This is a genomic window from Mesorhizobium sp. B3-1-8, assembly GCF_006439495.1.
Lineage (GTDB): Bacteria > Pseudomonadota > Alphaproteobacteria > Rhizobiales > Rhizobiaceae > Mesorhizobium.
This window is the reverse complement of sequence record NZ_VFTK01000047.1, coordinates 1-23,912: the sequence shown is the minus strand read 5'-3', so window position 1 is coordinate 23,912 and position 23,912 is coordinate 1. Positions and strand designations below refer to the sequence as shown.

Annotated in this window: 16 protein-coding genes and 4 pseudogenes; 7 read left to right on the top strand and 13 right to left on the bottom strand. The window is 56.3% G+C overall.

Going from position 1 to position 23,912, the window contains the following annotated elements; all coding sequences use genetic code 11:
- The first annotated feature begins 12 nt into the window (after nt 1-12).
- Complete coding sequence (locus FJ424_RS29965) at nt 13-1,059, top strand: ABC transporter substrate-binding protein (protein WP_140659253.1); 1,047 nt, start codon at nt 13-15, stop codon at nt 1,057-1,059.
- 7 nt (nt 1,060-1,066) lie between these two features.
- On the opposite strand, the gene FJ424_RS29960 is transcribed toward FJ424_RS29965, so the two are convergent.
- Nucleotides 1,067-1,681 carry a cupin domain-containing protein gene (locus FJ424_RS29960; RefSeq protein ID WP_140659252.1) on the bottom strand — a complete coding sequence of 205 codons (615 nt, stop codon included), beginning with the start codon at nt 1,679-1,681 and terminating at the stop codon, nt 1,067-1,069.
- Nucleotides 1,682-1,802: 121 nt separating this feature from the next.
- On the opposite strand from FJ424_RS29960, the gene FJ424_RS29955 reads away from it, so the two are divergent.
- The 5 genes and pseudogenes from FJ424_RS29955 to FJ424_RS29935 all read left to right on the top strand — a co-directional run.
- On the top strand, nt 1,803-2,627 hold the full coding sequence (locus tag FJ424_RS29955) for an ABC transporter permease (protein ID WP_140659251.1): 825 nt from the start codon (nt 1,803-1,805) through the stop codon (nt 2,625-2,627).
- Nucleotides 2,628-2,639: 12 nt separating this feature from the next.
- Nucleotides 2,640-3,449: an ABC transporter permease gene (locus tag FJ424_RS29950; protein WP_246677386.1), complete on the top strand. Its 810-nt coding sequence runs from the start codon at nt 2,640-2,642 to the stop codon at nt 3,447-3,449.
- Nucleotides 3,446-3,553: pseudogene (locus FJ424_RS29945) on the top strand (transposase); the annotation flags it as partial. The gene FJ424_RS29950 and the pseudogene FJ424_RS29945, both read left to right, overlap by 4 nt.
- A 52-nt stretch (nt 3,554-3,605) precedes the next feature.
- Nucleotides 3,606-6,065, top strand: coding sequence for an FAD-dependent oxidoreductase (locus FJ424_RS29940; protein ID WP_140659250.1), 2,460 nt, complete (start codon nt 3,606-3,608; stop codon nt 6,063-6,065).
- Nucleotides 6,066-6,309: 244 nt separating this feature from the next.
- A pseudogene (locus tag FJ424_RS29935) lies at nt 6,310-6,663 on the top strand (AraC family transcriptional regulator); the annotation flags it as partial.
- Between the two features lie 851 nt (nt 6,664-7,514).
- Here FJ424_RS29935 and FJ424_RS29930 read toward each other — a convergent pair.
- The 12 genes and pseudogenes from FJ424_RS29930 to FJ424_RS29875 form a co-directional block, all read right to left on the bottom strand.
- A complete protein-coding gene (locus FJ424_RS29930; RefSeq protein WP_140659248.1) occupies nt 7,515-9,158 on the bottom strand; it encodes an FAD-dependent oxidoreductase in 1,644 nt (547 codons plus the stop codon).
- A 256-nt stretch (nt 9,159-9,414) separates the two neighbouring features.
- Nucleotides 9,415-9,552 (bottom strand): annotated as a pseudogene (locus tag FJ424_RS34170) (IS630 family transposase); the annotation flags it as partial.
- 107 nt (nt 9,553-9,659) lie between these two features.
- The gene (locus FJ424_RS29920; RefSeq protein WP_140659267.1) at nt 9,660-10,661 is read right to left on the bottom strand and encodes an Ldh family oxidoreductase; all 1,002 of its coding nucleotides are present in this window, start codon (nt 10,659-10,661) and stop codon (nt 9,660-9,662) included.
- A 621-nt stretch (nt 10,662-11,282) separates the two neighbouring features.
- Complete coding sequence (locus tag FJ424_RS29915) at nt 11,283-12,929, bottom strand: ABC transporter ATP-binding protein (protein ID WP_140659247.1); 1,647 nt, start codon at nt 12,927-12,929, stop codon at nt 11,283-11,285.
- Complete coding sequence (locus FJ424_RS29910; protein ID WP_140659246.1) at nt 12,919-13,803, bottom strand: ABC transporter permease; 885 nt, start codon at nt 13,801-13,803, stop codon at nt 12,919-12,921. Before FJ424_RS29910 ends, FJ424_RS29915 begins: the two co-directional genes overlap by 11 nt.
- Nucleotides 13,800-14,771 carry an ABC transporter permease gene (locus FJ424_RS29905; protein ID WP_140659245.1) on the bottom strand — a complete coding sequence of 324 codons (972 nt, stop codon included), beginning with the start codon at nt 14,769-14,771 and terminating at the stop codon, nt 13,800-13,802. Before FJ424_RS29905 ends, FJ424_RS29910 begins: the two co-directional genes overlap by 4 nt.
- Nucleotides 14,772-14,829: 58 nt before the next feature.
- Nucleotides 14,830-16,899 (bottom strand): NADH:flavin oxidoreductase, encoded by a 2,070-nt coding sequence (locus FJ424_RS29900; RefSeq protein ID WP_140659266.1) that lies wholly within the window; start codon nt 16,897-16,899, stop codon nt 14,830-14,832.
- A gap of 450 nt (nt 16,900-17,349) precedes the next feature.
- The gene (locus tag FJ424_RS29895; protein WP_181182211.1) at nt 17,350-18,957 is read right to left on the bottom strand and encodes an ABC transporter substrate-binding protein; all 1,608 of its coding nucleotides are present in this window, start codon (nt 18,955-18,957) and stop codon (nt 17,350-17,352) included.
- 23 nt (nt 18,958-18,980) lie between these two features.
- On the bottom strand, nt 18,981-19,364 hold the full coding sequence (locus FJ424_RS29890; RefSeq protein WP_246677385.1) for a GMC family oxidoreductase N-terminal domain-containing protein: 384 nt from the start codon (nt 19,362-19,364) through the stop codon (nt 18,981-18,983).
- 3 nt (nt 19,365-19,367) lie between these two features.
- Nucleotides 19,368-20,771, bottom strand: coding sequence for an aldehyde dehydrogenase family protein (locus FJ424_RS29885; RefSeq protein WP_140659243.1), 1,404 nt, complete (start codon nt 20,769-20,771; stop codon nt 19,368-19,370).
- A 132-nt stretch (nt 20,772-20,903) separates the two neighbouring features.
- Nucleotides 20,904-21,875: a helix-turn-helix domain-containing protein gene (locus FJ424_RS29880; RefSeq protein WP_140659242.1), complete on the bottom strand. Its 972-nt coding sequence runs from the start codon at nt 21,873-21,875 to the stop codon at nt 20,904-20,906.
- A 288-nt stretch (nt 21,876-22,163) separates the two neighbouring features.
- A pseudogene (locus FJ424_RS29875) lies at nt 22,164-22,373 on the bottom strand (ISKra4 family transposase); the annotation flags it as partial.
- A gap of 496 nt (nt 22,374-22,869) precedes the next feature.
- Here FJ424_RS29875 and FJ424_RS29870 point away from each other — a divergent pair.
- Nucleotides 22,870-23,823, top strand: coding sequence for an IS630 family transposase (locus FJ424_RS29870; RefSeq protein WP_140659241.1), 954 nt, complete (start codon nt 22,870-22,872; stop codon nt 23,821-23,823).
- Nucleotides 23,824-23,912: the final 89 nt, after the last annotated feature.

Below are 23,912 nucleotides of genomic sequence, written 5' to 3'. Positions count from 1 at the left end.
AGGAGATGAAACATGGTGAATAACCTTACTCGGCGCAAATTCCTGATGAGCACCGCAGTCACGGGGTCCGCCGCCTACCTTTCATTGTTTAGTACTCGGGTGCTCGCTCAAGACTCCGGCACCCTAGTTATCTCTAGCTATGGTGGTTCGTACGAGGAGGCACAACAAGAGGCGCTCTTCAACCCATATCGGACGCTGAATCCTGGACTCAAAATAGTCCTCGACAGCCCACAGTCGGATGCAAAGCTAAGAGCAATGGTGGAAAGTGGCAATGTATCGTGGGATCTGGTTATAGTGGGTGGTCACATGGGGCTAGAGGCGGATGCCAAATGGCTCGAACCGATCGACTATTCTGTCGTAGACAAAAGCGCGCTGAGAGAGGGATATGCCGGAAAGTATCGTGTCGGCGCGGACGCCGAAGCTACGGTATTGAGTTACAATATTAAGGCTTACGATAAAACGCCGAACTCCTTCAGAGATTTCTTTGACAGCGAAAGCTTCCCCGGCCCACGAGCTGCTTTTCGGCACGTGGCGGGCGGCATCTTGGAAATGGCACTTATCGCCGATGGTGTTGCACCCTCGGACCTGTACCCCATCGATATAGACCGTGCCCTCACCAAACTAGATACGATCAGGGAACAGCTAGTCTGGTGGGAAACTGGGGCGCAGTCGGAACAGCTGATGACCAGCGGAGAGACTCCCATGGGGCAACTCTGGATCGGTCGTGCGGCACAGGCTGCCGAAAGAGCCCCAGTCAAGACAGTTTGGGATCAATGGCTAACTGCCGATGCATTTTGGGTGGTGCCTAAAGGTGCAACAAACAGAGAGGCGGCCATGAAAGCGATAAATTACTTCATTTCTCCGGAGCCGCAAGCGCGGTTTTCCTCGCTCATCCCCTACGGGCCGGTAAATCCCGCCGCTGATACATTGGTGGTTGGCAAGAACAAGGGAAGACTGCCCACTGATCATCTTTCCACCGCCGTCAAACAGGATATGGAGTGGTGGAACGCGAACTTGGCGGCGATGGATCAGCGCTTCCAGGCCTGGCTAATTCGCTGAGGCAGTTTCACAGTGAAGCCGGGGTTATCACCCAAACAATCTTGGCCTCGGTATCACCGATATTTTTGATCCTGTGGGTTTTTGTGCTTTCAAAAGAGAAACTGTCTCCAGTGTCGAGTTCGTACCATTGGTCTCCAATGTAAAGAGAGGCGTTCCCCGCGATTACGACGCCGCTCTCGAAGCCTGCAGCGTGGCGATACTCTCCTGTATCTCCACCTGGTGCGATCGTGACAAGAAGCAGTTCCAGCGGACCAGCAAGGTGAGGCGACAGGAGTTCGTCTTTTACACCTGCGCCATGATAACTAATCGACTTCCGAGAAGACTTGCGCAGAATGTATCTATCTTCCGGACGTTGAGGCTCGCCTGCATGAAAGAACCAGTTTGCCGGCGTCTCGAGGACGTTGCAAATGGCAGACAAAGCCTCGACTGTTAGTTTGGAGCGTCCACGTTCAATCTGACTTAGGTAACCCATAGACAAGCCAACGGCCTCAGAAAGCTGCTGAAGTGTTACTCCTCGCATTTTTCTTATCTGCCGGATCTGCTGCCCTAGTACGGGTGGAGCCTCAGATTCCTGATTTGGTTGGGCCGCGGCATGCGTGCCATTCGGGAGCCGATTCTTCATGGGTTCTCTCTCTGCGAATCCTCTGCGACCATATCGTATAGCAACAACTGGTAACAGCTAACATTGGTCATAGGAAACGACTTTTACAACGATCCACTGAAAACGTGAGGGAGATAACCCGATGGGAGTGATCCGCAAGCAGTTACTTGTACTACCATCTGTCGCCTTTTTAGTGGTATTCCTACTGCTGCCACTTGCGACGCTCGGAATACAAAGCTTCCCAAACGGTTCGTTTGATATATATTTACATATATTCTCACAACCTCTATACTTGAGTGTTTTCAAGGAGACATTCCGTTCTGCAGTTATCGTAACGGGAGTTTGTTTGTTTCTTGGTTATCCGTACGCTCTACTGATGACGCGGGGGAACCGAGCCACAGTGATTTTGCTAAGCATCGCGCTGTTACTACCCTTTTGGGTGAGTCTGCTGCTGCGCACGTTCTCGTGGGTGATCCTCCTTCAAAACACCGGGGTTCTGAACGAGCTTCTCCAACTTTCAGGGCTTATAGGCCGTCCAGTCCCACTGATCCGAAATTCGACAGGGGTGATAGTTGGGATGACGCACATTCTGCTTCCGAACATGGTCCTGCCTATCTTGGCAGTGATGTCGCGTATCGACTTTTCACTCCTCGATGCGGCAAATATCTGCGGCGCCACGGGACTGCGCCGATTCACTACCATCCTTGTGCCCTTGACACTGCCGGGGATTGTTGCGGGATCTGTACTTTGTTTTACGCTTTCGCTCGGCTTTTACATCACGCCCGCGATGCTTGGGGGACCGGCAAATACGATGGTCGCGCAGCTGATCGCGTCACAGGTGAATGATCAGTTCAATGTACCTGTGGCTAGCGCCCTTTCAGTAGTGCTTCTAGGTGCAACTGCGTTATGCTTTCTGGTTGTGGGCCTAGCAATGTGGTGGTCTCGCCGCTGGAGCGTCACTTTATAGGATATTACCTTCATGGAAAAAGTTGCAAAGTGGATGTTGGCGGCTCTCGTGTATGGCACCGCCATGTTTCTCTTCCTTCCGACTTTGGTTGCGCTTCCAATATCCTTCTCTGAAAGCGCGATCGTACGGTTTCCTCCCGAAGGTTTCACCCTTCACTGGTACCTAAATGTATGGGAGGATTCTCGATGGAGTGCGGCCACGCTAACGAGCCTCTATGTTGGTGCAATAACTATGTTACTGTCGGTAACACTTGGCACCCTGGCGTCGCTTGGTCTCCACAACTGGCGTGGCAAACTACCAAGTTTTCTAAAGGGCTTTCTGTTAGCGCCGCTTGTATCACCGTTGATCGTGCTCGCCGTCGGCATGTATCTCATGTTTGCAAGGTGGGGAATAGTCGGGTCAAGCCTTGCGCTCGTGATCGCGCATACAACGTTAGGGATACCGTTCGTGATAGTAGCTGTCACAGCTAGTCTGCGAACTCTCAACGAGAACCTTATACTTGCTGCGTGGGGACTAGGTACAGGCCCCACGAGAACATTCTTCGCTGTCACTCTGCCGTTGATCTGGCCAGGTGTGCTCAGTGGAGCAATTTTTGCGTTTATTGCGTCGTGGGACGAGGTAGTCCTTGCTTACTTCGTTAGTAATGCAGAAACACGAACACTCCCTGTTCTGATATGGAGTCAAGTGCGGACCGAACTGAATCCCTCTACTGCGGCAGTAGCTTCAATGCTCATAATGGTTTCGGCTGCTGTAGTATTGGCGGTTACGCGCAAACAGCGGATCGCCGCGAGCGACAGGTCGAGCAATGGTGGTCTTTTCTGAGAAGGAAGTTTCAGCCGCGAGTTCGACTTGAGGCAGTGAGACTGGTGAAGGATCGGGGCGTTGCCGTGGCGGAGGCCGCTCGCGGACTGGACCTTCATGAGAATGGTGAACAACATGATGCAGTAAGCATCGACATTTGCATAAGAGGTCTGATTTATGTCGCCAGCCACTATCTCAAGGTCCGTCGACGTCGCTATCATAGGCGGCGGTGTTGCCGGCTGCTCGATCGCGTACCATTTGACGAAAATAGGTTTGTCGGACGTTGCTCTTTTTGAACGTAAGCAGCTGACATCGGGCACTACGTGGCACGCGGCCGGACTTGTCACGCAGCTTCGCGCGACCCGCAACATGACGGAGCTTGCCAAATACACTGGCGAGCTTTTCAGCTCGATCGAGGCTGAAACCGGGCAGGCTACAGGCTTCAAGCAGAATGGCTCGCTCCGCCTGGCGACGACAGAGGCGCGGCTCTACGAACTGAAGCGCGGGGTGTCGATGGCCCAGAATTTCGGGCTGCCTGCCTGCGCCATCACACCTGACGAGATTAAGGAAAAATACGCCCCGATCAATCTCGAAGGCATCGTTGGCGGTGTATGGTCGCCGCGAGACGGTCAGGTAAATCCGGCCGACGTGACCATGGCGCTCGCAAAGGGCGCGCGCATGGGCGGCGCACGCATTTTCGAGAACACACCAGTCACGACGATTCTGATCGAGGGCGGCAAGGCCGTTGGCGTACGGACGCCTTCCGGCGACGTCAGAGCGAAGAATGTGGTGATCTGTGGCGGCATGTGGTCCCGCGACATGGGTGCCAATGTCGGCGTTTCGTTGCCGCTGCACGCGGCGGAACACTTCTATATCGTGACTGAGGTAATTCCCAACCTGTCGAAGGATTTGCCGGTTCTTTTCGTTGCCGACGAGCAGTCCTACTTCAAGGAAGATGCCGGGAAGATTCTGCTCGGCGCATTCGAAAAGAAGTCCAAGCCGTGGGGACATGACGGCATTTCGCCGGATTTCTGCTTCGACACTCTGCCCGAGGATTTCGATCACTTCGAGCCTGTCCTCGAAATGGCGGTTAAGCGCGTGCCGCTGCTGGCGGACGCGGGCATCCAGCTCTTCTTCAACGGACCGGAGAGCTTTACGCCAGACAACCGCTATCTCCTTGGTGAAACGGCAGAGGTCGAGAAGCTATTTTGTGCCTGCGGATTCAACTCCGTCGGCATTCTTTCGTCCGGCGGTGTGGGCAAGGCGCTGGCGTCCTGGATCAAGGAAGGACGCCCACCTGTCGAACTCACCGATGTCGATGTTCGGCGCATGCACTGGTTCCAGAAGAACAAGCAGTTTCTCTGCGATCGCACTACCGAAGCCCTCGGGCTTCTGGTTGACATGCACTGGCCAAATCGCCAGTTCACTACAGCGCGCGACCTCCGCCGCAGCGCCCTTCATGACAGGCTGCTTGCCGCCGGGGCGGTGATGACCGAGGCCTCGAGCTACGAGCGTCCGGGTTTCTTCGTGCAGGGGGACGAGCCCCGCGAGATCGAATATTCCTTCGGGGCCCAAAGCTGGCACCAGGCTTGTGGCAGGGAAGTCCGGAACATTTCGGAAAGCGTCTCCCTTTTTGACCAGAGCTGCTTCTCTAAATTCATGGTCGAAGGCCGCGACGCATGTGCCGAACTCAACCGCATCTGCGCCAACAATATCGACGTCGCCCCAGGTGCGATCGTCTATTCACAGTGGCTGAACGAGCATGGCGGCATCGAGGCCGACATAACGGTCACGCGCCTGCGCGAGACCGCGTTTATGGTAGTGACGGGGGCGGCCTCGCAGACACGCGACTTGGCTTGGCTGCGCCAAAACCTCGACAAGGACGCCCATGTCTTCACCTATGACGTGACCTCCGGTACGGCGATGTTGAGCCTCATGGGTCCCAAATCACGGGCGCTGCTCGCGAAGGTTTCGGGACAGGATATGTCGAACGAGGCGTATCCTTTCGGATTAAGCCGCGAACTAGAGGTCGGCTACGCGACCGTTCGCGCATCGCGCATCACCTATGTCGGCGAGTTGGGCTATGAACTCTACGTCCCGACCGAGATGACAGCCTACGTCTTCGACAGGCTGACCGAAGCCGGAGGCGAATTCGGCCTCGGAAATGCGGGCTTCTTTGCCATGAATTCCATGCGCATGGAAAAGGGCTACCGCCATTGGGGCCACGACATCGGCATGGAAGATACGCCGATCGAGGGCGGGCTGAAGTTCGCCGTGGCGTTCGACAAGCGCGGCGGCTTTATCGGACGCGAAGCGTTGCTGCGGCAACGAGACGGCGGTGTGCCGACGAAGCGCCTAGTTCAGTTCATGCTGCCGGAGGGCATTGACCAGCCCTTCCTGCACCATGAGGAACCGATCCACCTCGGCGGTAGGATCGTCGGCTCGATTACATCAGGTGCCTATGGCCACCGGGTCGGCCGCTCGCTGGGAATGGGCTACGTCCACAACGAGGACGGGGTGACGCCTGAATTCCTAAAGCAGGCGAAGTTCGAGATCGAGGTCGCCTGCGAGAAATTCCCGGCGGTCGCGCAGCTGCGACCTTGGTACGATCCAGACGGCAAGCGCATCAAGGTGTGAGCGGCCTCAATGCCAACGCAAAAGCCGCGACACCCCTTCCGGCAGCTTTTTTCTTGTTCCGGCTCAAGCCCGCGATCAGGCCTAAGCTGCGAAACGAACTTGCTGATGAGATAGGGTAGTTCTGTCGCAAATTCGGAGCAGGTTCGCGATGAGCCACTTTCGCCTAGCGTTATACAACAAGAATTGAGAACTGCTCAGCGATCGACGGATCTGGATAGTAGGCATACGCTGTTGGGAGGCAGAGTTGGAACTCTTGGGCAGCCGGAACCTCATAAACCACAATTGGGTCTCGGTTCCATACGAGCAATGGGCGGATGATCTCCACTCCATCTGCGGCAGCTTCAACCCACTGACGACCGAGCGCAGTAAGGCCGTGCTTGGCGCGGCGCGGGGCATTGACGTCTGCGGCATGCAGTTCGCCCATGTCTCCAACGATCTCAACCGCGTGCATCGCGATTGGGATGATATCCGCCGCGACAGCAAGGAACATCTCTTTCTCATCGTCCAGTTGGAGGGTTCTTGCGGGGTCGACCATGTCGGCCAGCAGAACACGCTGAATGTGGGCGATTGGATTCTCGTAGAAAAGACCAGGCAGTCGTCATTGGTCAGCGCGGGTGCCCGCAACAGCAGTTCGACCAGACACCCTTGCCGGGTTTGGCGTTTATGGTGGCATGGAAGCCGTGGCCGATAACGGCGCCACCAGCCGCTCTGGCCGTGGAAGCACCCACCAAACCGATGGCTGTCGTGGCAACCATCTTACCAGCGGTCACGAAGAGCTCTCTGCGTTGAATGTCGAGTTTCCAAAATGGGCCAAAAGGACCGCCGCAGATAGCATCCGCGTGCCGACCGATCGATCAACGGGCGTCCGTTTTTCATTGTCTATCGTCCGGAGAAACAGAGCATCGGCCTAGGTTCTTGCTCTGCTGTCTTTGCCGCGCGCGTTCACGGCCATCCGCCACAAAGAGCGACATATAGGCACTGCTGTGGAAGGCTCGCCGATGCATGCCTGGACGGCGACTGAGGTTCAGTGCTCGCAACGCAAGCGAGAATTCCGCATCCTACTAGCGGATCGCGGCAGAGTCGCCCACAAGCGGCAACAACGATGCGGCTCCAGCAGCGCCCTTAGTCCGACCTTCATTTTCGGGATTCGGGACTTGGCACCAAGCGACATAGGCGGTGCCTGTCGCGCCAACCCGCCAGCGTCATCTCGGTCTGTCTCAGCCAGATAAAATGCCCAGAGCGGTTCCATCTTTTCGCCTCCAATGCGGCTGTTGGAAGAAACTGGCAAGATTCTGCACAGCTCTTGTTCCGGCCCCAACCCGGTGCATCTGCCGATGTTGATCGAGGGGATTGACTGTTACGCGCCGGACCGGCGTCCGCGGCTGCCTTAGCTGGTTGAAGCTGCAGTCAGGCGGGATGCATCCCGCTGTAATCGATCGGGCGAGTTGATCAAAGATCCCTGCGAGCTAAAGAACGACCACACACGTATCCATAAACAAGATTAGGTCCGATCGTCGTTCCGGAGCTAACAGCCCGGGTCCCGATTGAATTAGCCATCGTAAGTCCCGCACAATAAAGACCAGGTATTACAGTACCATCACCTCTAAGAGCCTGTCCCTCCTCATTCGTCATGACGCCACCTTTAGTTCCCAGCACTGATCGATTAAAGGCCAGAGCGATATAAGGAGCACGCTCTATTCGACCGAGCGCGTTGTTCTGACCACTCACGCCACTTCCTGCTTTGTACCGCTCCCAGGTGGGTTCGCCTCGATGGAAATCGGGATCGCACCCGTTGTCACAGAATGAATTGTAGCGTGCCACCGTCTCGAGGAGGGTACCGGATGGTAGGTTGGTCTTAAGCGCCAGGTCAGGTAAAGTCCTTGCTGTTAAGATCCAGCCGGGCCTCTTCCGAGCAAACCAACGGAACACAGCCGAATTTCGCAAGAAACGAGCATCAGCTATCACCCAAGCCGGTGTATGGAGTGGATAACCATCGGCGTCTCTGCCGTCCAAAGCATCTCCGATTCCGTATCCATACTCGCTTGTAAAGCGCCTGCCCTTCCGATTCACAACGATCGCGTGTGGATGCACATGGAACATCAACGGTATGCCTTTGAGCCGGCCCTCATGAATTGCAGGCAAGCAAGCCGAGAGATTGACTTGATTCATATTCGCTAGCGAGGCACCTGCGGCCTCCGCCAATCTATGGCCGTCCCCCGTGTTCGTAATCGGGCTTGCGATATGTCCTGTTGGCCCCGGGAAATGCTCGGAAAAAAGCAGCTTATCCCACTCGAATCCGCCAGTCGCCAACACGACACCCTTGCGGGCGGAAATGCGCGTGAGTTTCCCATCAATGTTGGCCGTGACGCCCGTAACTTTGCCGGTGCCGTCCTTGAGTAGTTCCACAACAGGCGAATTGAGATGCAGCTTTACGCCATGATCGAGGCATCCGCGTAGAAGACCGATGATCAACGCGGCGCCCATCGCTACTTCACCGCGTAAAACTCGCCCAAAAACACGGCGAGCATGCATGAACGCAAACGCGAACGGATGATGATAAAAATTGCCCTCAAGGAATTCCTGATAAGTCAGGATAGGCGGCACGTACGACCTGTGCAGTTTTCGACCTAATTTTCCGAGCAACCTTCGCTTTAGAGGTCGCGGCGACATCATTCGCCCGAACTGTTTGCCTCCGGGGGCGTCGGCATAGGGGTCGGGTTCCTTGCAGAGCGAGAAGCGCACGGGCGTGTTTGCTTCCACCAGTTCCAGAACCTCATTTGCCCTAAATGCAATTTGACGCCAGAGTGGATCGAATGTATCTGCCCAGCCTGCAGGCGCCGTCGCTCTGAGATATTCAAGAGCTTCCTCAGGGGAGTCGGACACGCCTGCTGCTGCGGCAAGGCGATTTGCCGGCATCCAACAGCCGGCCCCTGACATTCCGCTCGTTCCTCCAATATGATTTCCTTTCTCAAAAATTCCTACGCTCAAACCCTGAACAGCAGCTGTTAGCGCAGCTGCACAACCGGCCGATCCCGACCCTGCAACAATCACGTCGAACTCTTTTTCATATCCATTTGGAAGCGTCACGTACATCTCCACTCCAATCCCGGCAGCTAAGTGGTCGGCGCCTTGCTACCCTCTCATTCACTGAAGAGTTCCTTAACAGGCTGTTGAAGAAGTCCATCTGCGAGCGATGAAGTCTGCCTCATCGCCGCCATGGAAGCAGATTTGTCCGCTGATAGAGCCGTCTGGTTGGATTTCAGCCCAGCCATCGCTGAACCTCGTCCATCTCGTCATTGCCTTGCCAAGAGAAGGCGACATGGTTGCCATCGCTGCCGCCGAAGACCTGTCCGCCGACCCGGGCCGCATTGGCCCGACTCATGCCGTCCAGAACCGCCGCGATCGACAATAGCCGGCTGCTCTGGCGCACATCCTTTGAGTTCCGGGCAAGACGGCGAAGCTCCCCCGCCGAAAAGTCCGTCCGCAAACTTCACCGCTGATCCCATCGCCGAATCTCCTTCGGTAATAGGGAATCACAGCGCCCAAATCGGCCAAAATCACGAAAGAGTCAGCAGCCAAGACCGTTGGTATAATTCAGCGCAGTCTACCTTCGATGATCTCAGTCAATCTTGTAAGCACGGTCTCGGGCATCAAGACGTGAGTTGGCCTCCCCGCTCTCTTCGTTGCACTACTGACACCTGGGACGTAGACCCCATGATCTTGGAGGCGCTTGACTTGATCTCGGATGCGGTCACTCTCACGAGAGTTCGATACTATGGCCAAAACTGTAAGGCCGATGGAGGGGCATTCGGACCCGACACCGAAATGCGCCGCATCGATTGACCAAGAACCTCCCGACAATCCCGCCGAAAGCATTTCAACCATTAATGCGACGTTGGCTCCCTTTCGACCTCCAAATGGGAGTAGTGAACCACTCATCGCGCGCGTTGGATCCGTAGTATCAAGTCCATTTTCGTCAACGGCCCAACCAATCGGGATCGGTTTCCCTTCATAGCTTGCAGCCCTAATCTTACCGAACGCCGCGGCACTCGAGGATTGATCAATTATTATTGGCGGCTCACCACGTCCCGTTGGAAATCCAAATGCCATGGGGTTCGTGCTGTATACTTTCGCTCCGCCGGGTTTTGGGGCAACCATGGCGTTGGCATTCGTTGCAGCCAACCCATTTAAGCCAAAGTCGCTGAGGCGCCGAATGTAGTAGCCCAATTCGCCAGCTGGATAGCTGTTTGCTTGGGTAAATACGGCGACACCATACGTCTCGGTCGCCTCGACGAGTCTTTGAAGGGCGAGATCAAATCCAACCTGAGCTATGCCCTGGTCGGCGTCTGACGAAAGGAAGGCAGGAAATCGCTGTGTAATCTTTGGATCTGGTTGCTTATTAATGCGCCCGTCCTGAAAGCTTTCGAGATAGTCGATTAAATGGGGAAAACCGAGGGGTGCTTGACCAAAGAAGGCAGCCGATAATGTAGCCGCAACAAGTGATCGAGTGGTTCGAATGTCTGCGCCCGTGCTAAGGCAGGCTTGGGTTGCCATAACCTCAGCATCCTCTGCTGATACCAAAAGTTCTTTTGCCATGTAATGAAATCGTCCTTTTGATTTTGCCATTCACCCCAAACCGTGTACCCTACCGGCTTTTGCATGCGGTAGGGGCCGTAATCGTCTGCGATCACAATTCCACCTTCGCCAGCGCCACTCTCAGCTCCTTGCCCGGCCGCTGAGTCCGACGGCGATACCTCCTCCACCATCAGTGGCGCGAACAGCGGCACCATACTCTCCGGCAGTGCCAATTGCCTTTGTCGAAGGCGTCGCCGCCAATCATAGACCTGCCAGCACGTCGCGCCATGCTTGCGGGCGACCCGCCGCAACCTGCACCCGGGGCATCAGGCTTTCGGTGGCAATCCGGCTTTCTCACCCTTCGTGCGAGATCGACGTCCCGTCGGACGTTTCCAGACCTCCAGCCTGCCTGCGTAGCCACTGGTTGAGACGCGTCCGATTGGACGTCCATTTTATCGTGTGCTGCCACGCGGACCTTCCTCTCCATCGCAAGACGATCGCACAGTCAATTCATGCGCCGAACCAGGCGGACAGCGTGGCGCTTACCATGACCCGGGATTGGGCGGGTTTTCCATTCACAAGTGGCCCATGTTTGAACGTCAGATGTAGGCGATCAGCTCAAGTGACTTAACCACGACAACGTCACATCGCCTGCTTTCTGGACGCAAGCAGGTTCGTAAGCCAGTTCGAGTCCATCTCAGGTACTGATGAGAGCAGCAGCTCAGTGTACGGCGCATACGGAGCCAACAGTACGCGTGACTTCGGCCCCTGATCCACCACTCGACCCTGCAACATCACAACCACCTGGTCAGCAACGGCGCGAACCGTGGCGATGTCGTGCGTTATGAACAGGTAAGAGGTGCCACATTCTCGCTGAATACGCATGAGCAATGTCAAGATCTCTTCTTGAACAATCTGGTCAAGGGCAGATGTCACTTCATCACAAATGATGAGCTGGGGCTCCGCGGCTAGAGCCCGAGCGAGCGAAACCCGCTGCTTTTGTCCTCCCGAAAGTTCCGCAGGTAGGCGATCGAAGAGGCGTTCGCCGAGTTCGATCATATCAAGGATCTGGAGGACCCTACGGTCACGCTCCTGTCCCCTGACGCCCTGGTAGAACTCCAAAGGCCGACCAATTATGTCACCCACGCTATGTCGAGGATTGAGTGAGGTATCGGCTGATTGATAGATCATTTGGATCTGTCGCAGCGTGTTCCTGTCGCGGTTGCGTAAACTTCCAGGCAGTGGCTTTCCGGAGAACTCAATGTCACCTTTTGATGGAGCAAGAAGCCCAGCAATGACACGCGCCAGCGTTGACTTGCCAGATCCGCTTTCTCCGACAACAGCGACGGTGCGCCCCTTCGGCACCTTGACCGATACATCATCGAGGACCTTTGCGGTTCCGTAGTACGCGTCGATACCTCTAAGTTCTAGAAGGGTTTGCTCCCCCGTGCGCTCCGGTTTCTCTAGCTTCCGCACCGCCCAGAGGCTCTTGGTATACTCCGCCTTTGGCGCGCTCAGTATCTGTCTCGTCGTAGCCTCCTCGACAAGCAGGCCATTGCGAAGCACCATGATGCGATGGGCCATCTGGGCGACAACCGCAAGGTCGTGCGTGATGTAGATCGCGGCGGTGTGGAATCGGTCGACGATATCCCGCATCGAAGCCAAAACTTCCACTTGTGTGGTAACGTCTAGCGCCGTCGTTGGCTCGTCAAATACGATGATGTCCGGCCGACAGGACATAGCCATCGCGATCATGGCTCTCTGCAACTGACCTCCGGAAACTTGGTGCGGGAAACGAAAACCAATCTCATCGGGATTAGGGAGGCGCAGAAGCTTGAAGAGATTTCTAGCATCTGCCTCGGCACCGTGCTTGAGCATGATCTTACGATCGAGCGCGGTCTCGATCGTCTGCTCGATGAGTCTATGCGCTGGATTGAACGACGCAGCCGCGCTTTGCGCGACATAAGCAATACGAGACCCCATTACCGCACGTCGGCGCGCCTCGCCGACCTTCAGCAAATCCATCCCGTCAAAGACAACGCAGCCCGATGCGACACGACATCCGGGCCTAGCGTATCCCATCGCTGCTAGCCCCAAAGTGGACTTGCCCGCACCCGACTCGCCGATAAGACCCAAGACCTCTCCGGCATTCAGGTTAAGGTCGATCCCTTTGATGATTGGGCTCCAGACATTATCAGACAACCCGTCGATCTTAAGACCTTTGATCTCTAGAATGGGCTTACCTTTAACGCGTCCTGCAGGGGTCCTTGCAGTAAAATCAATGCTCATCGTGAAATCCACATGCGCTCTGCAACAGCCAGTCAACTACGAAATTCACGGCCACGGTGAGGAGCACTATCGCGCCGGCCGGATAAAAAGGCGCCAAGTTCCCGTAGATGATAAGCGACTTGCTCTCGGCGACCATCGACCCCCAATCAGCGGTCGGCGGCTGTATACCTACACCCAGGAATGAGAGTGCCGATATCGTTAGAAAGACGAAGGAAAATCTCAGTCCAAACTCCGTCAACAAAGGGGCAGCTATGTTCGGGATAATCTCCTTAAAAACGATCCATGTTGCCCCTTCGCCGCGCAATCTGGCCGCTTCGACAAAATCCATCACAGTCACACTAAGCGCCGCTGCGCGGCTCAGCCGGAAGACCCGGGTGGAATCTAGCATTGCCAAGATAGCAATAAGGTTGACGACACCCCTGCCGAAAATTGCAAGGAGCATTAACGCAAAGATCAGCGCGGGCATCGCCAGCAACGCATCTACAATTCGGGAAAGAACCTGGTCGGTCCAACCGCGGTACAACGCCGCCGCCACACCCAAGCTGATACCGACAAGGAAGGATATGAATGTCGTGACAAGGGCAACACTTATGGTGTTACGGGCTCCAAAAATCAGGCGTGAAAAAATATCCCGCCCGATCTGATCCGTTCCCAATAAGAACTGAGAATGGGTCCCGCCCGGTTGATACGCCTTGCCGACTATCTCGGCCTGACCATACGGAGCAATCAGAGGAGCAAATATCGCTGAAATCAGATAGACCAGTATTATGAAGACCGCTATACGGGCTGACCATGGCGCCTTCAAAAGCGCGCGCGTGACTTTCGCCGCAAGACTGCGATGGTTACGAGGCGGAATTAGAGCACCAGTCGTCATCTTGGGTGCAGCAAGCGCGGGTTTGTCACAATGCCAATTACATCGGCAACCAGATTGAGCACGATATATGTTGTGGCGAAGATTAGCGTACAGGCTTGCACGACAGGAACATCTCTCGTCGAAACGGCGTCTACCATCACCTGCCCAATACCCGGATATACAAAGACTACCTCGACGACCACCACGCCAACTATCAAGTATGCCAAACTGAAAGCTATAACGGTCGCTATTGGAGCCCATGCATTCGGCAAGGCATGGCGAAGGATTACTTTGGTTCGGGCGATGCCCTTTAGGCGAGCCATCTCAATATAAGGGCTTTCCAATAAATTGACCAAGGCGGCTCGCGTCATCCGCATCATATAAGCGACAGTGACGAGTATGAGCGTCGCTGCGGGAAGCGCCGCGCGATAAACATGTTCCCAAAACCCCGTGCTTCCATCTATCGTTGCCAGAGCGAAGAACCACCTATGTTTAATAGCCAATACGACCATCAGCACGTAAGCGATAAAGAACTCAGGCATTGCGACCGTGGTGAGGGTCGTCGCATTGGTTAGTCGGTCGAGCCAACTGTTGCGATAGAGAGCAGCCAGTACGCCCAGGAACAGAGAAAGCGGAACAGCTATGACGGCGGTCATCACTGCAAGGAAGAAGGTATTGTAGAGCCGCGGTTCGACTACGTCTGCCACTCTGCGTTGCATATTGCCATCGAGGCCGGCGTACGAATCGCCGAAATCTCCATGCAGTGCATCGGCGACCCATTCGACATACCGCACATAGCCGGGGCGGTCCAAGCCTAGCTTGCTGTTGAACGCGGCGACTGTTTCTGGGGTAGCATTCTGGCCAAGCACAGCCTCAGCAAACCCGCCCGGCAACAGTGACATCGACGAGAATATGATCACTGATACCAAAAACAGCGTGAATAGACCGAGAGCTACCCGCTGTGCCATCATACGAAGTATAGGTGACATTTGGCTTCGATTCCTAGCTTTCTCGTCGAATAGGAGAACCTTCTAAAGACAACAACCATCAGAACTCTTTACACAACCTCAGCGAATCGAAAATCGCGGCATGGATATTCCGGCTTGCGACGGCATCGCCGACACGAAAGAGCATGAATTCAGCATTCTGATTGATTTGGACATTCTGAGGCACGCCATTAACTAGAGCCTCCTGGTCTATCATACCGTCGTTCTTTGAATACGGCCGGCACTCCTGGTAGAGCTCATCCATCGGCAAAGTGCCTTGCTCGACAACGATATGATCGACCACTCGCTCCATGTCCGAGCCACCGTAGTCGTTCTCGAATGTAACCTTCAGCCGATTGCCGTCACGCTCGATACGCTTGAGTCTGTAATCGGGCGTGATCGCCACGCCCTTTCTGTAGAAGTTTCTTAGAAAGATTGCGAAGTTCGTCGAACCCATATCATAAGCTGCGGCCCTGTCGGGGGTGACATATTCTACCTTGGTTCCCGGTCGGCCAGCAAGATAGTCAGCGCAGGACGGAGCTGGCGGTTGGCCATTGTCATCGTATACGAGGATGTCGCCGGTCAGAGATGGCCCAGTAAGCGCATCCCAGACGCTATGGGCCATTTCGGACCCTGGCACACTGCCGGTATCCGGCAAGCCCCCCGTTGCAATGATAACGATGTCAGGGTGCAACCCTAGGACATCTGTCAATGACGCCATCGTATCCCAACGAATCTCCACGCCGAGTTCCTGAAGGCGATCAGCGTACCAGTCGATTATGCCGATCATATCACGGCGCCACCCAGCCTGGGCGGCGATTCTAACTTGGCCGCCAAGCTTACTGGCGGCTTCAAATAGAATCACCTTGTGTCCACGTGAGGCGCTAACCCGCGCCGCCTCCAACCCGGCGGGCCCTCCGCCCACGACAACCACGTTCTTGAGCGGTCCCTGCGAGGGTTCAATGACATGCGGCATCGTTGCCTCGCGCCCGGTGGCAACGTTGTGCAGGCATAAGGCGTCAAGCCCTTGGGACACGCGATCAAGGCAATAACTTGCTCCGACGCAGGGCCTGATTTGGTGCTCTCGCTTCTCTTCGATTTTTCGTACGATATGAGGATCGGCGATGTGAGCCCTAGTCAGCCCTACAAGATCAAGAATACCCTCAGCTATCGCGTGGCGAGCGGTCGACACGTCAGCAATTCGCGCGGCGTGGATCAGAGGCACCTTAATGTATTTCCGCACTTCGGCAACGGCCGACAGCCACGGTGCCAACGGTGCCCACATTCCAGGGATATGTTGCGCAATCGCGTAGTGGGTTCCGATATGGCCGAAGTTGACAGTCATGTAGTCTATGAGATTGGTCTCTGCAATCATCTGCGCCGCTTCAATGCCTTCGGCCAGTCCATACCCTTTTTCCCAATCCTCGCTGGCGCCGACCCGGATGCCAACGATGTAATCATCGCCAACTCGCTCCCTAACCTCCTGCAGCACTTCGATTGAAAAGCGCACTCGGTTCTTTAAGCTGCCGCCATACTCGTCTGACCTATGGTTTGTCGCAGGCGACAGAAACTGGCCGAGGAGATGCCCGTGAGAGAGAATTTCAGTCCCATCGAGTCCACCTTCCTTGCATCGCTTCGCGGCAGCGGCGTAGTCCCGAACAATGCGCCTGATATCGTGACTTCCCATCTCAGCCGGGATCGCCCGGTGCACAGGTTCCTTGACTCTCGAGGGGGCCAAGACAGGGAGCCAGTCCCCGGCGTTCCACGTCGTACGATTGCCAAGGTGAGATATCTGGCAAATCAGTCCGCAATCGTGCTTGTGAATTCGATCGGCAAACTCCTGGAAATAGGAAATGATCTCATCGTTGCTGACGTTCAGCTGGCCAAACACTGCCGGAGAGTCTGCCGACACGATAGACGAGCCGCCAAACATCGTCATTCCTATGCCACCTTTGGCTTTCTCCTCGTGGTAAAGCTGATATCGCCGTTTCGGCATACCGTCTTCGACATAGTTTGGAGCATGAGGTGTACTTACCACCCTATTCTTGAGGCGAAGACCCTTTATATAAAAGCATTGAAGCAACGGGTCCGTATCCCATTTTACAAATCTCGTATCCGAGACAACCTGCATATCATTTCCAGCGGCGGTATTCATGTTGTACACAGTCTCATCGCGATTGCTTTTACCTGGGTATATATTTCGATCGGCGCGCAAACACCAATTGGTTCGCGAGTGGTGTAACCGTGCCAGTCACCTGGTGCCGACATTGGGATAACGTCGCCTATGAGCATACGATGCGCCTTTTTGAAGAAGGCTCGCGCACTCCTCCAAGCAGGTCTGGCAATACGGCAACGCTCACCGGAATTTTCCTCTAGGTCTCGCACGACTTTCCGGACACGAGCTACTTGCATTCGCGACGCATACCTCCGTGTATGTTGCGGATCAGACGCAGAAGGGTTCCGTCGTCTCTCACCCGTCGCAAGGCCGCGAATACAGGCCATCCATTGCTCCGCCGGTCCAAGGCTCCGACAAGTTCGGAGGCCAGCATCGACCCGGATGCAAGTCTTGCAACAATCCGTTCTAGGTATCGAACCACCACCGTTGGTAAGCGCGACCACCATCCAACTCCCAGTTGGAAGACATCTGATCGGGATGCATCACATTCTCTTGCGTGGCATCTACAATGTTGGTGAAGAACACAACGATCTGTCCGCCTTCCTCTCGATACATCGTTTGCATCTCTCGATACATTTCCGCACGCTTCGTCTGGTCGAGTTCGCCCTTTGCCTGGACCAACAGCGTCTGAAAGCGATCGTTATCCCAGCCGGTTGGATTCCAAGCGCCGCCACGCCGATTGAAGGTGGAGAACATCATATCAGGGGTAGCTCGTTGGCCGTTGTGGTCCATGAAGAACGGCTTCTTGCCCCAGACGTTTGACCAGTATCCGTCCGCAGGCTCACGGATCACGTCGACCTTGATACCCGCCTTCGCCGCGCTTTGCTGGTACAGGACAGCCAAGTCAGTTGCGCCGTTGTAGGCCGCTTCGCTCGTCGACAAGGCGACGGCAAGGCTCTCCATATTGGCTTTCTTCAGGTGGAATTTGGCGCGATCCGGATCGTAGGCACGCTGCTCAAGGTCAGCGTAGTAAGGGAGGGTCGGGCCAATCGGCTGGTCGTTGCCGATCGACGCATGACCCAACGCGATCTTTTCGAGTATCTCCTTGCGATCCATCGCGTACTTTAGTGCCAAGCGTACATCGTTATTGTTGAAGGGGGCCGTTTCGCATCGCATATCCATCGAGACCAACGTTCCACTCCTGATTTCCACAATCTTAATGCCCGCCATCTGACTCAACATATCAACGGTCTTGAGATCGACGGCGTTTACGGCATCGATCTCTTTGGCGACAAGACTGTTCATCCGGGCATTAACGTCATTGATGCCGAACAACTGGATTGCATCGAAGTATGTCTGACGGTGGTAATTCTCGAATCGCTGATATTCGCCCTTAACGCCCGGCTGAAAATTGGCGAGCTTGTAGGGGCCGGCGCCAATTCCAGAGGCCCAATCAACCCCTCCCTTGCCGTCTGCCGGCATGATCGCCATGTGGTAATCAGAGAGAATGTATGGAAAATCGGCTGTACCAACGGCAAGCCTAATGACGACCGTATCTTGACCGTCGGCCGCAATGTCCTCGACATCCTGCAGCAGAGCCTTCCCTCCGGAAGTCGAGGAGGCGCCGCGATGATGATTGAGAGACGCGACGACGTCGTCAGCTGTCAGCGGCCGCCCATTGTGGAACTGTTGCCCTTTGTACAGCCTGAAGCGCCATATTTTGGCGTCTTTACTCGGCTCCCACGATTCGGCTGAATCGGGCCCAACTACGCCATCAGGCTTGATCTCGGTCAGGTAACTTCGAAATACTTGGTTCGACTGAATTGAGAAGTTGCTGTAGGCAGTCCCTGGATCAAGCGTGTCTGCCGTGTTGGAGTCGCTCAACCCAACCCTAAATGTGCCCCCCTTCTTCGGCGTGGAAGCGCGTACTTGCGAGGTCCAACTCATGGACGCAAGCGGGATCGTCAGCCCCAGAGCTAGCATTCGCTCCATGAAATGCCGGCGTGACATATCGCCAGAGATGAGCGTGTTAGCCGAAATAGATCCGGATCCGCTCTTGATCGTGTTTCCCATTGTACTGCTTCCCTCTTTATTGGTCACGCAGGGATTTTCCATCCCGCCTGTAATATAAGCGTATCGCGCGAACTAACCTCGAAAGTGAATTTCAGCGCCCTAGAAAGAAGCGCCCCTAGAAAGATTTGAGCAACGTGCTGGGAGCTGCCGCCGCCGAGCACATCGCCCTGAGGCACGATCTGCGGCCGGCCGTTGAGACCCTTTTCCGGCTCCGACACGTAGGGATGGATGTCGATGCCCTTGGCCAGCACCTTGAAGAAGGTTGCCGGGATGTGGATCCACGGGTCCTTGTCGGCGCGACCGGATTCAATGCGCAGCACTTTGTGCGCAGGATTTTCCGACAGGCAGTTGGCAAGAACGCATCCTGAGGACCCGCCGCCGACGACAATGTAGTCGTAGGTCGGCATGGCTCAGCTCAGCACGGTCTGGATGGTGGTGAATTCCTTGAGGCCTTCCGCGCCGAACTCGACGCCGATGCCGGAATTCTTCACGCCGCCGAAAGGCGCATTGGGCTGGATCGCGCCATGCTTGTTGATCCAGACCGAGCCGCATTCGAGCTTCAGCGCATAGTGCTTCGCTTTTTCAGGATCGGACGACCAGACCGAGCCGCCGAGTCCGGCTGGGTTGCGATTGGCGCGCTCGATGACCTCGTCGACGTCAGAATACCGAATAATCGGCAGTGTCGGGCCGAATTGCTCCTCCTCAACGATGCGCATGCCATCGGTAACGTCGGCTACGAGCGTGATCGGGTAGAAATAGCCAGGCCGGTCCATCGGCGCGCCGCCGGTCAGGATGCGCCCGCCATTTGCGCGGGCGTCGTCGACCAGTTCCCGCACCTTATTGAACTGTATCTCGTTCTGGATAGGGCCGAGAACGCTCTCCTCGTCCATGCCGTCGCCGACCACGATCCTTTCGGCATAATCGGCAAGCGCCGCGCAGACTTCATCATATATGCTGTCATGGACATAGAGCCGCTTCAGCGCAGCGCAGGTCTGGCCATTGTTGATGAAAGCGCCCCAGAAAAGTCCCTCGGCGATCCGCTTGGGATCGACATCGGGGAGGACGATGCCGGCATCGTTGCCGCCGAGTTCCAGCGTCAGCCGCTTAAGGGTGCCGACGGCTGATGCCATAATTTTTTTGCCGGTCTCCGTGGATCCCGTGAAAGTCATCTTGGCTACGTTGGGATGGGCCGAAAGCGCCGCACCAATAGAATTCTCGCCCGTCACGACATTCACCACGCCGGCCGGCAAGACAGTATTGATGATCTCGACGAGCCGTATGGTGGAAAGCGGTGTTAGCGGCGACGGCTTGATAACCACCGTGTTGCCGGCACGCACGGCGGGGATGATGTGCCAGCAGGCGATCATCACCGGCCAGTTCCATGGCGTGATCGACCCGACTACGCCGATCGGCTTGCGATGCAGTTCCACGCGGCCCTCGTTGTTGTCCTGCAAGACTTCGACAGGCAGCTTCAACTCCGCCGTATAGCGGGTCCATGCGATCGCGCCGCCGATCTCGAACCGCGAGCCGAGGCCATTCATCGGCTTGCCCTGTTCTTGCGTCAGCAGCAGGGCAAGCTCCTCGGCATGGTCGGAAATGGCCTCTGCGATGGCACGACAGGCTTGTTGGCGTTCTGCGTCTGCTGTGCGGCCCCAGTTTCCGAAGGCCGCCTCGGCGGCGGCCACCGCCAGGTCAAGCTGAGCGGCCGTGGCAAGCGGCATGTGGCCGACGACTGCGCCGGTGGATGGATTCTTGATGGGTTCATGCTTGGCAGTAGCAATACGCTCGCCGCCAATGAGCAGTCTATGTTCCATTGAATGCTCCTCCGCGCCGCCTGAGACCGGCCGCGACCTATGGAGCGAGTATGTTGTGGGTCATTCGGCGCGTCTTGGAGGATTGCGCACCTCGTCTTGGAGAAAAACGCAGGTGCGGTGCAGCAATGCGCTTCAGCCCGCCTTCGCCAATGGCTGCTTCAGCAGGTCGGTTGGAGCACAGTCGAACAGTTCCTTGAAGCTGCGGTTGAAGTAGGAAATGTCGTTGAATCCTGCTGAGTAGGCGACTTCGGCAATGGTTTTGCCGCCCTTGTGTTCCTTGATTTGCTCGATTTTTTCCCTGGCGAGCTTCAGCCGTTTGTCGCGGATGATGGTCGTGCAGGTCACCCCCACTCCCTGGAAATCCTGTTGCAGGGTGCGGATTGAGACACCGATGCGGGTCGCGAGCCACTTGGCCGTGAGATTGGCATCGGTAAGATGGCGATCGATCAGGATGTCCACCATCTGCAGGCGCTTGCCTGCAGTGTCATGCATGGAATGCAGACGCATCTCTGCCGCACTGGCGACGAAGGCCTGCCGCGTGGCGTTGAACATCAACTGCCTGAGGTTCGCGGAATTCGCATCCGTTTCCGGCGTTGACATGATTTTGGTGATCAGAGCATGCAGCATGATCGCCATGGGATCGAAACTTTCGAGCTTCCGGGCGATCTCGAACTCGACACGTCTTTCCGAATACATGGTCTGGCGCGGCAAGTGCATGGACAGATGATCGCTGAAGGCCCCACCAATATGGAAGGTCGCCGGTCTGGTGGAATCCACCAGGATGCAATCGCCCACATTCAGCGTGTTCTGCTGGCCGACATGGTCGACCCCGCAAGAACCCTCCAACTGGACGATGAGGAAGAGATGTTCCTTGCTGTCGCGGCGGATATCGTCCCAATCGCGATACACGCGGTCGAGATCGTTGGAGACATGGGCGAACTGCATGCCGCAGACGTCAATGCCCCGCGCCGCGCCAAGCACGGCCTTACTGCGCTCGGTCGTCAGTGGGTTGAAGCTGCCGCAGATGGAGTGGAGATCATCCGCCCATTGCTCGTATGGAACCGAGCCCCAATTGTGGGGTATGAGGTTACCCAACAGTTCCAACTCTGCCTCCCAACAGCGCGGGGTATTTGGCTAGCGTGGGCAAGTCGCCCTGATTAACATGTGCACTGTGGCTCTTTTCGTGCACGTGTCAATTCGCGCTTGCAGAACGCCGAAGCGTCTTGATGCGGCGCGCTCCGCTTATGCGGTGATAGCAACGAGCGAGTGGGGTCAAAAAATTGCACGCCGAAACACGCGCCGAGTCTCTGCCGCGCCTTGTGTCGCTTTCCATTTAATTACAAGAATCGGACGCCAAGGATTTCAGTCGCTGGGAGCAGGAAAAAGTGGGGGTCAAGCCGCGAGGACAAGCTTGGCTTGTTTGAGTCGGCCGTCGGCAACTGCGGCTCGGACCTGAAGGACCCGGTGAGCGCCGACCGGCGACCAGCGCATCTGACGCTTCTTGTTCATGCGGGCATTGACGAGGCTGTTGGCGACACTTTCGGCCGGAGAACTTGTTATCGGCTGACCTGACCAATATCGGTGGCAATAGTCGACAATCGACGCTGTGTTCTGGATGAGATGACCGTCCTTGCCATCTGGCGATGCGGGGAGATACCCGGCCAGCCGGGTCTGGAATGACAGCTCATGATCGCGCTCGCCAGGTCACGATCGCAACGTCCGCTGCTGGCCTCCCTGGGTACCGGCCTGCCTTGTGTCACCCCGCTCAGCTGGCCCAACAGGTTCGCCCGTTCCACGCCGCCGTCGGCCGCCCGATTGCACCAAATCATCTACCCAACGACGCCGTCGGGAGCGCGGCCAAGCCCCGCCGCGGCGTCGCGCGTCACCAACAGCGGCCATTTTCCAACCGCTTGTGGCCTTCGCCACCGCTACAATCCCCATAACGCCTTTCCGGCCCGCGGCTTCGCTCAATCCGGCTTCAATGAGGTCCGCCCGGCACCGAGTGCGGCAGCCGCGTCGCGCCCGCGGACCTCACAGAACCCTCCAGATTCCGCTGACGTTGGGTTTATGATTCACTTTCTTACGGAGATGATTTGCCATGACCAAGCCTTATTCGCTCGATTTGCGTGGACGCGTTGTGCGGTTTGTCGAGGCTGGCCATTCGCGACGTGTGGCGGCGGCCCATTTTGGGGTGTCGGTTTCGTTCGTCGTGATCCTGATGAGAAACTATCGAAAGACCGAGAGCCTGGCGCCCAAGGCCAGTGGTGGCCGCCGCCATTCCAAGCTCGATCCGCATCGTGCGTTCCTGCTTGGTTGTGTGGCCGAGAAGGACGACGTCACCATGCCGGAGCTTGCCGCCCAGTTGGTTAGAGCTGCAGGCGTTCAGGTCGCTCCCGCCTCGATCTCACGTTGGCTCATCAGGAACGGCTACCGCTTCAAAAAAACTCTGCTGGCCAGCGAACAAGATCGATCCGACATCAGCAAGGCACGCCAGGAGTGGCGAACCAAATGTCAGCCCCGGATGCGGCTTGAGCCAGATCGGCTGGTGTTTATCGACGAAACCGGAACCACTACGAAGATGACGCGCCTGCGCGGTTGCTGCCTGAAGGGCCGGAGGTTGCGCTCAAAGGCACCGTTCGGACATTGGAAGACGCAGACCTTCATCGCCGGGCTGCGCTGCCATGGGCTCACCGCCCCTTTCGTCGTCGACACGCCGATGAACCGGCGCATCTTCGAGACCTACGTCGAAACGCAGCTCGCTCCGACGCTGGCAAAGGGCGATGTCGTCATCCTCGACAATCTCGCTGCCCACAAGAGTCCGGCCGCCGAGGCAGCCATCAGGGCCAGAGGCGCATGGCTGCTCTTCCTGCCGCCCTACAGCCCCGATCTCAACCCCATCGAAATGGCCTTCGCCAAGCTCAAGGCGCATCTGCGCGCAAAGGCCATCAGAACCATCGATGCCCTCTGGCAGGCCATCGGCGATATCTGCAATCTCTTCTCTCCAACAGAATGCAGAAACTTCTTCATTGCCGCAGGCTATGGACTCAAATGAAAGTCCGACGCTCTAGGCGGTGGTGACGATTTAACTATTTGAGCCAGATGGCGATAGCGGCGAGTTTGACGAAGCCCATGAAGTTGGCG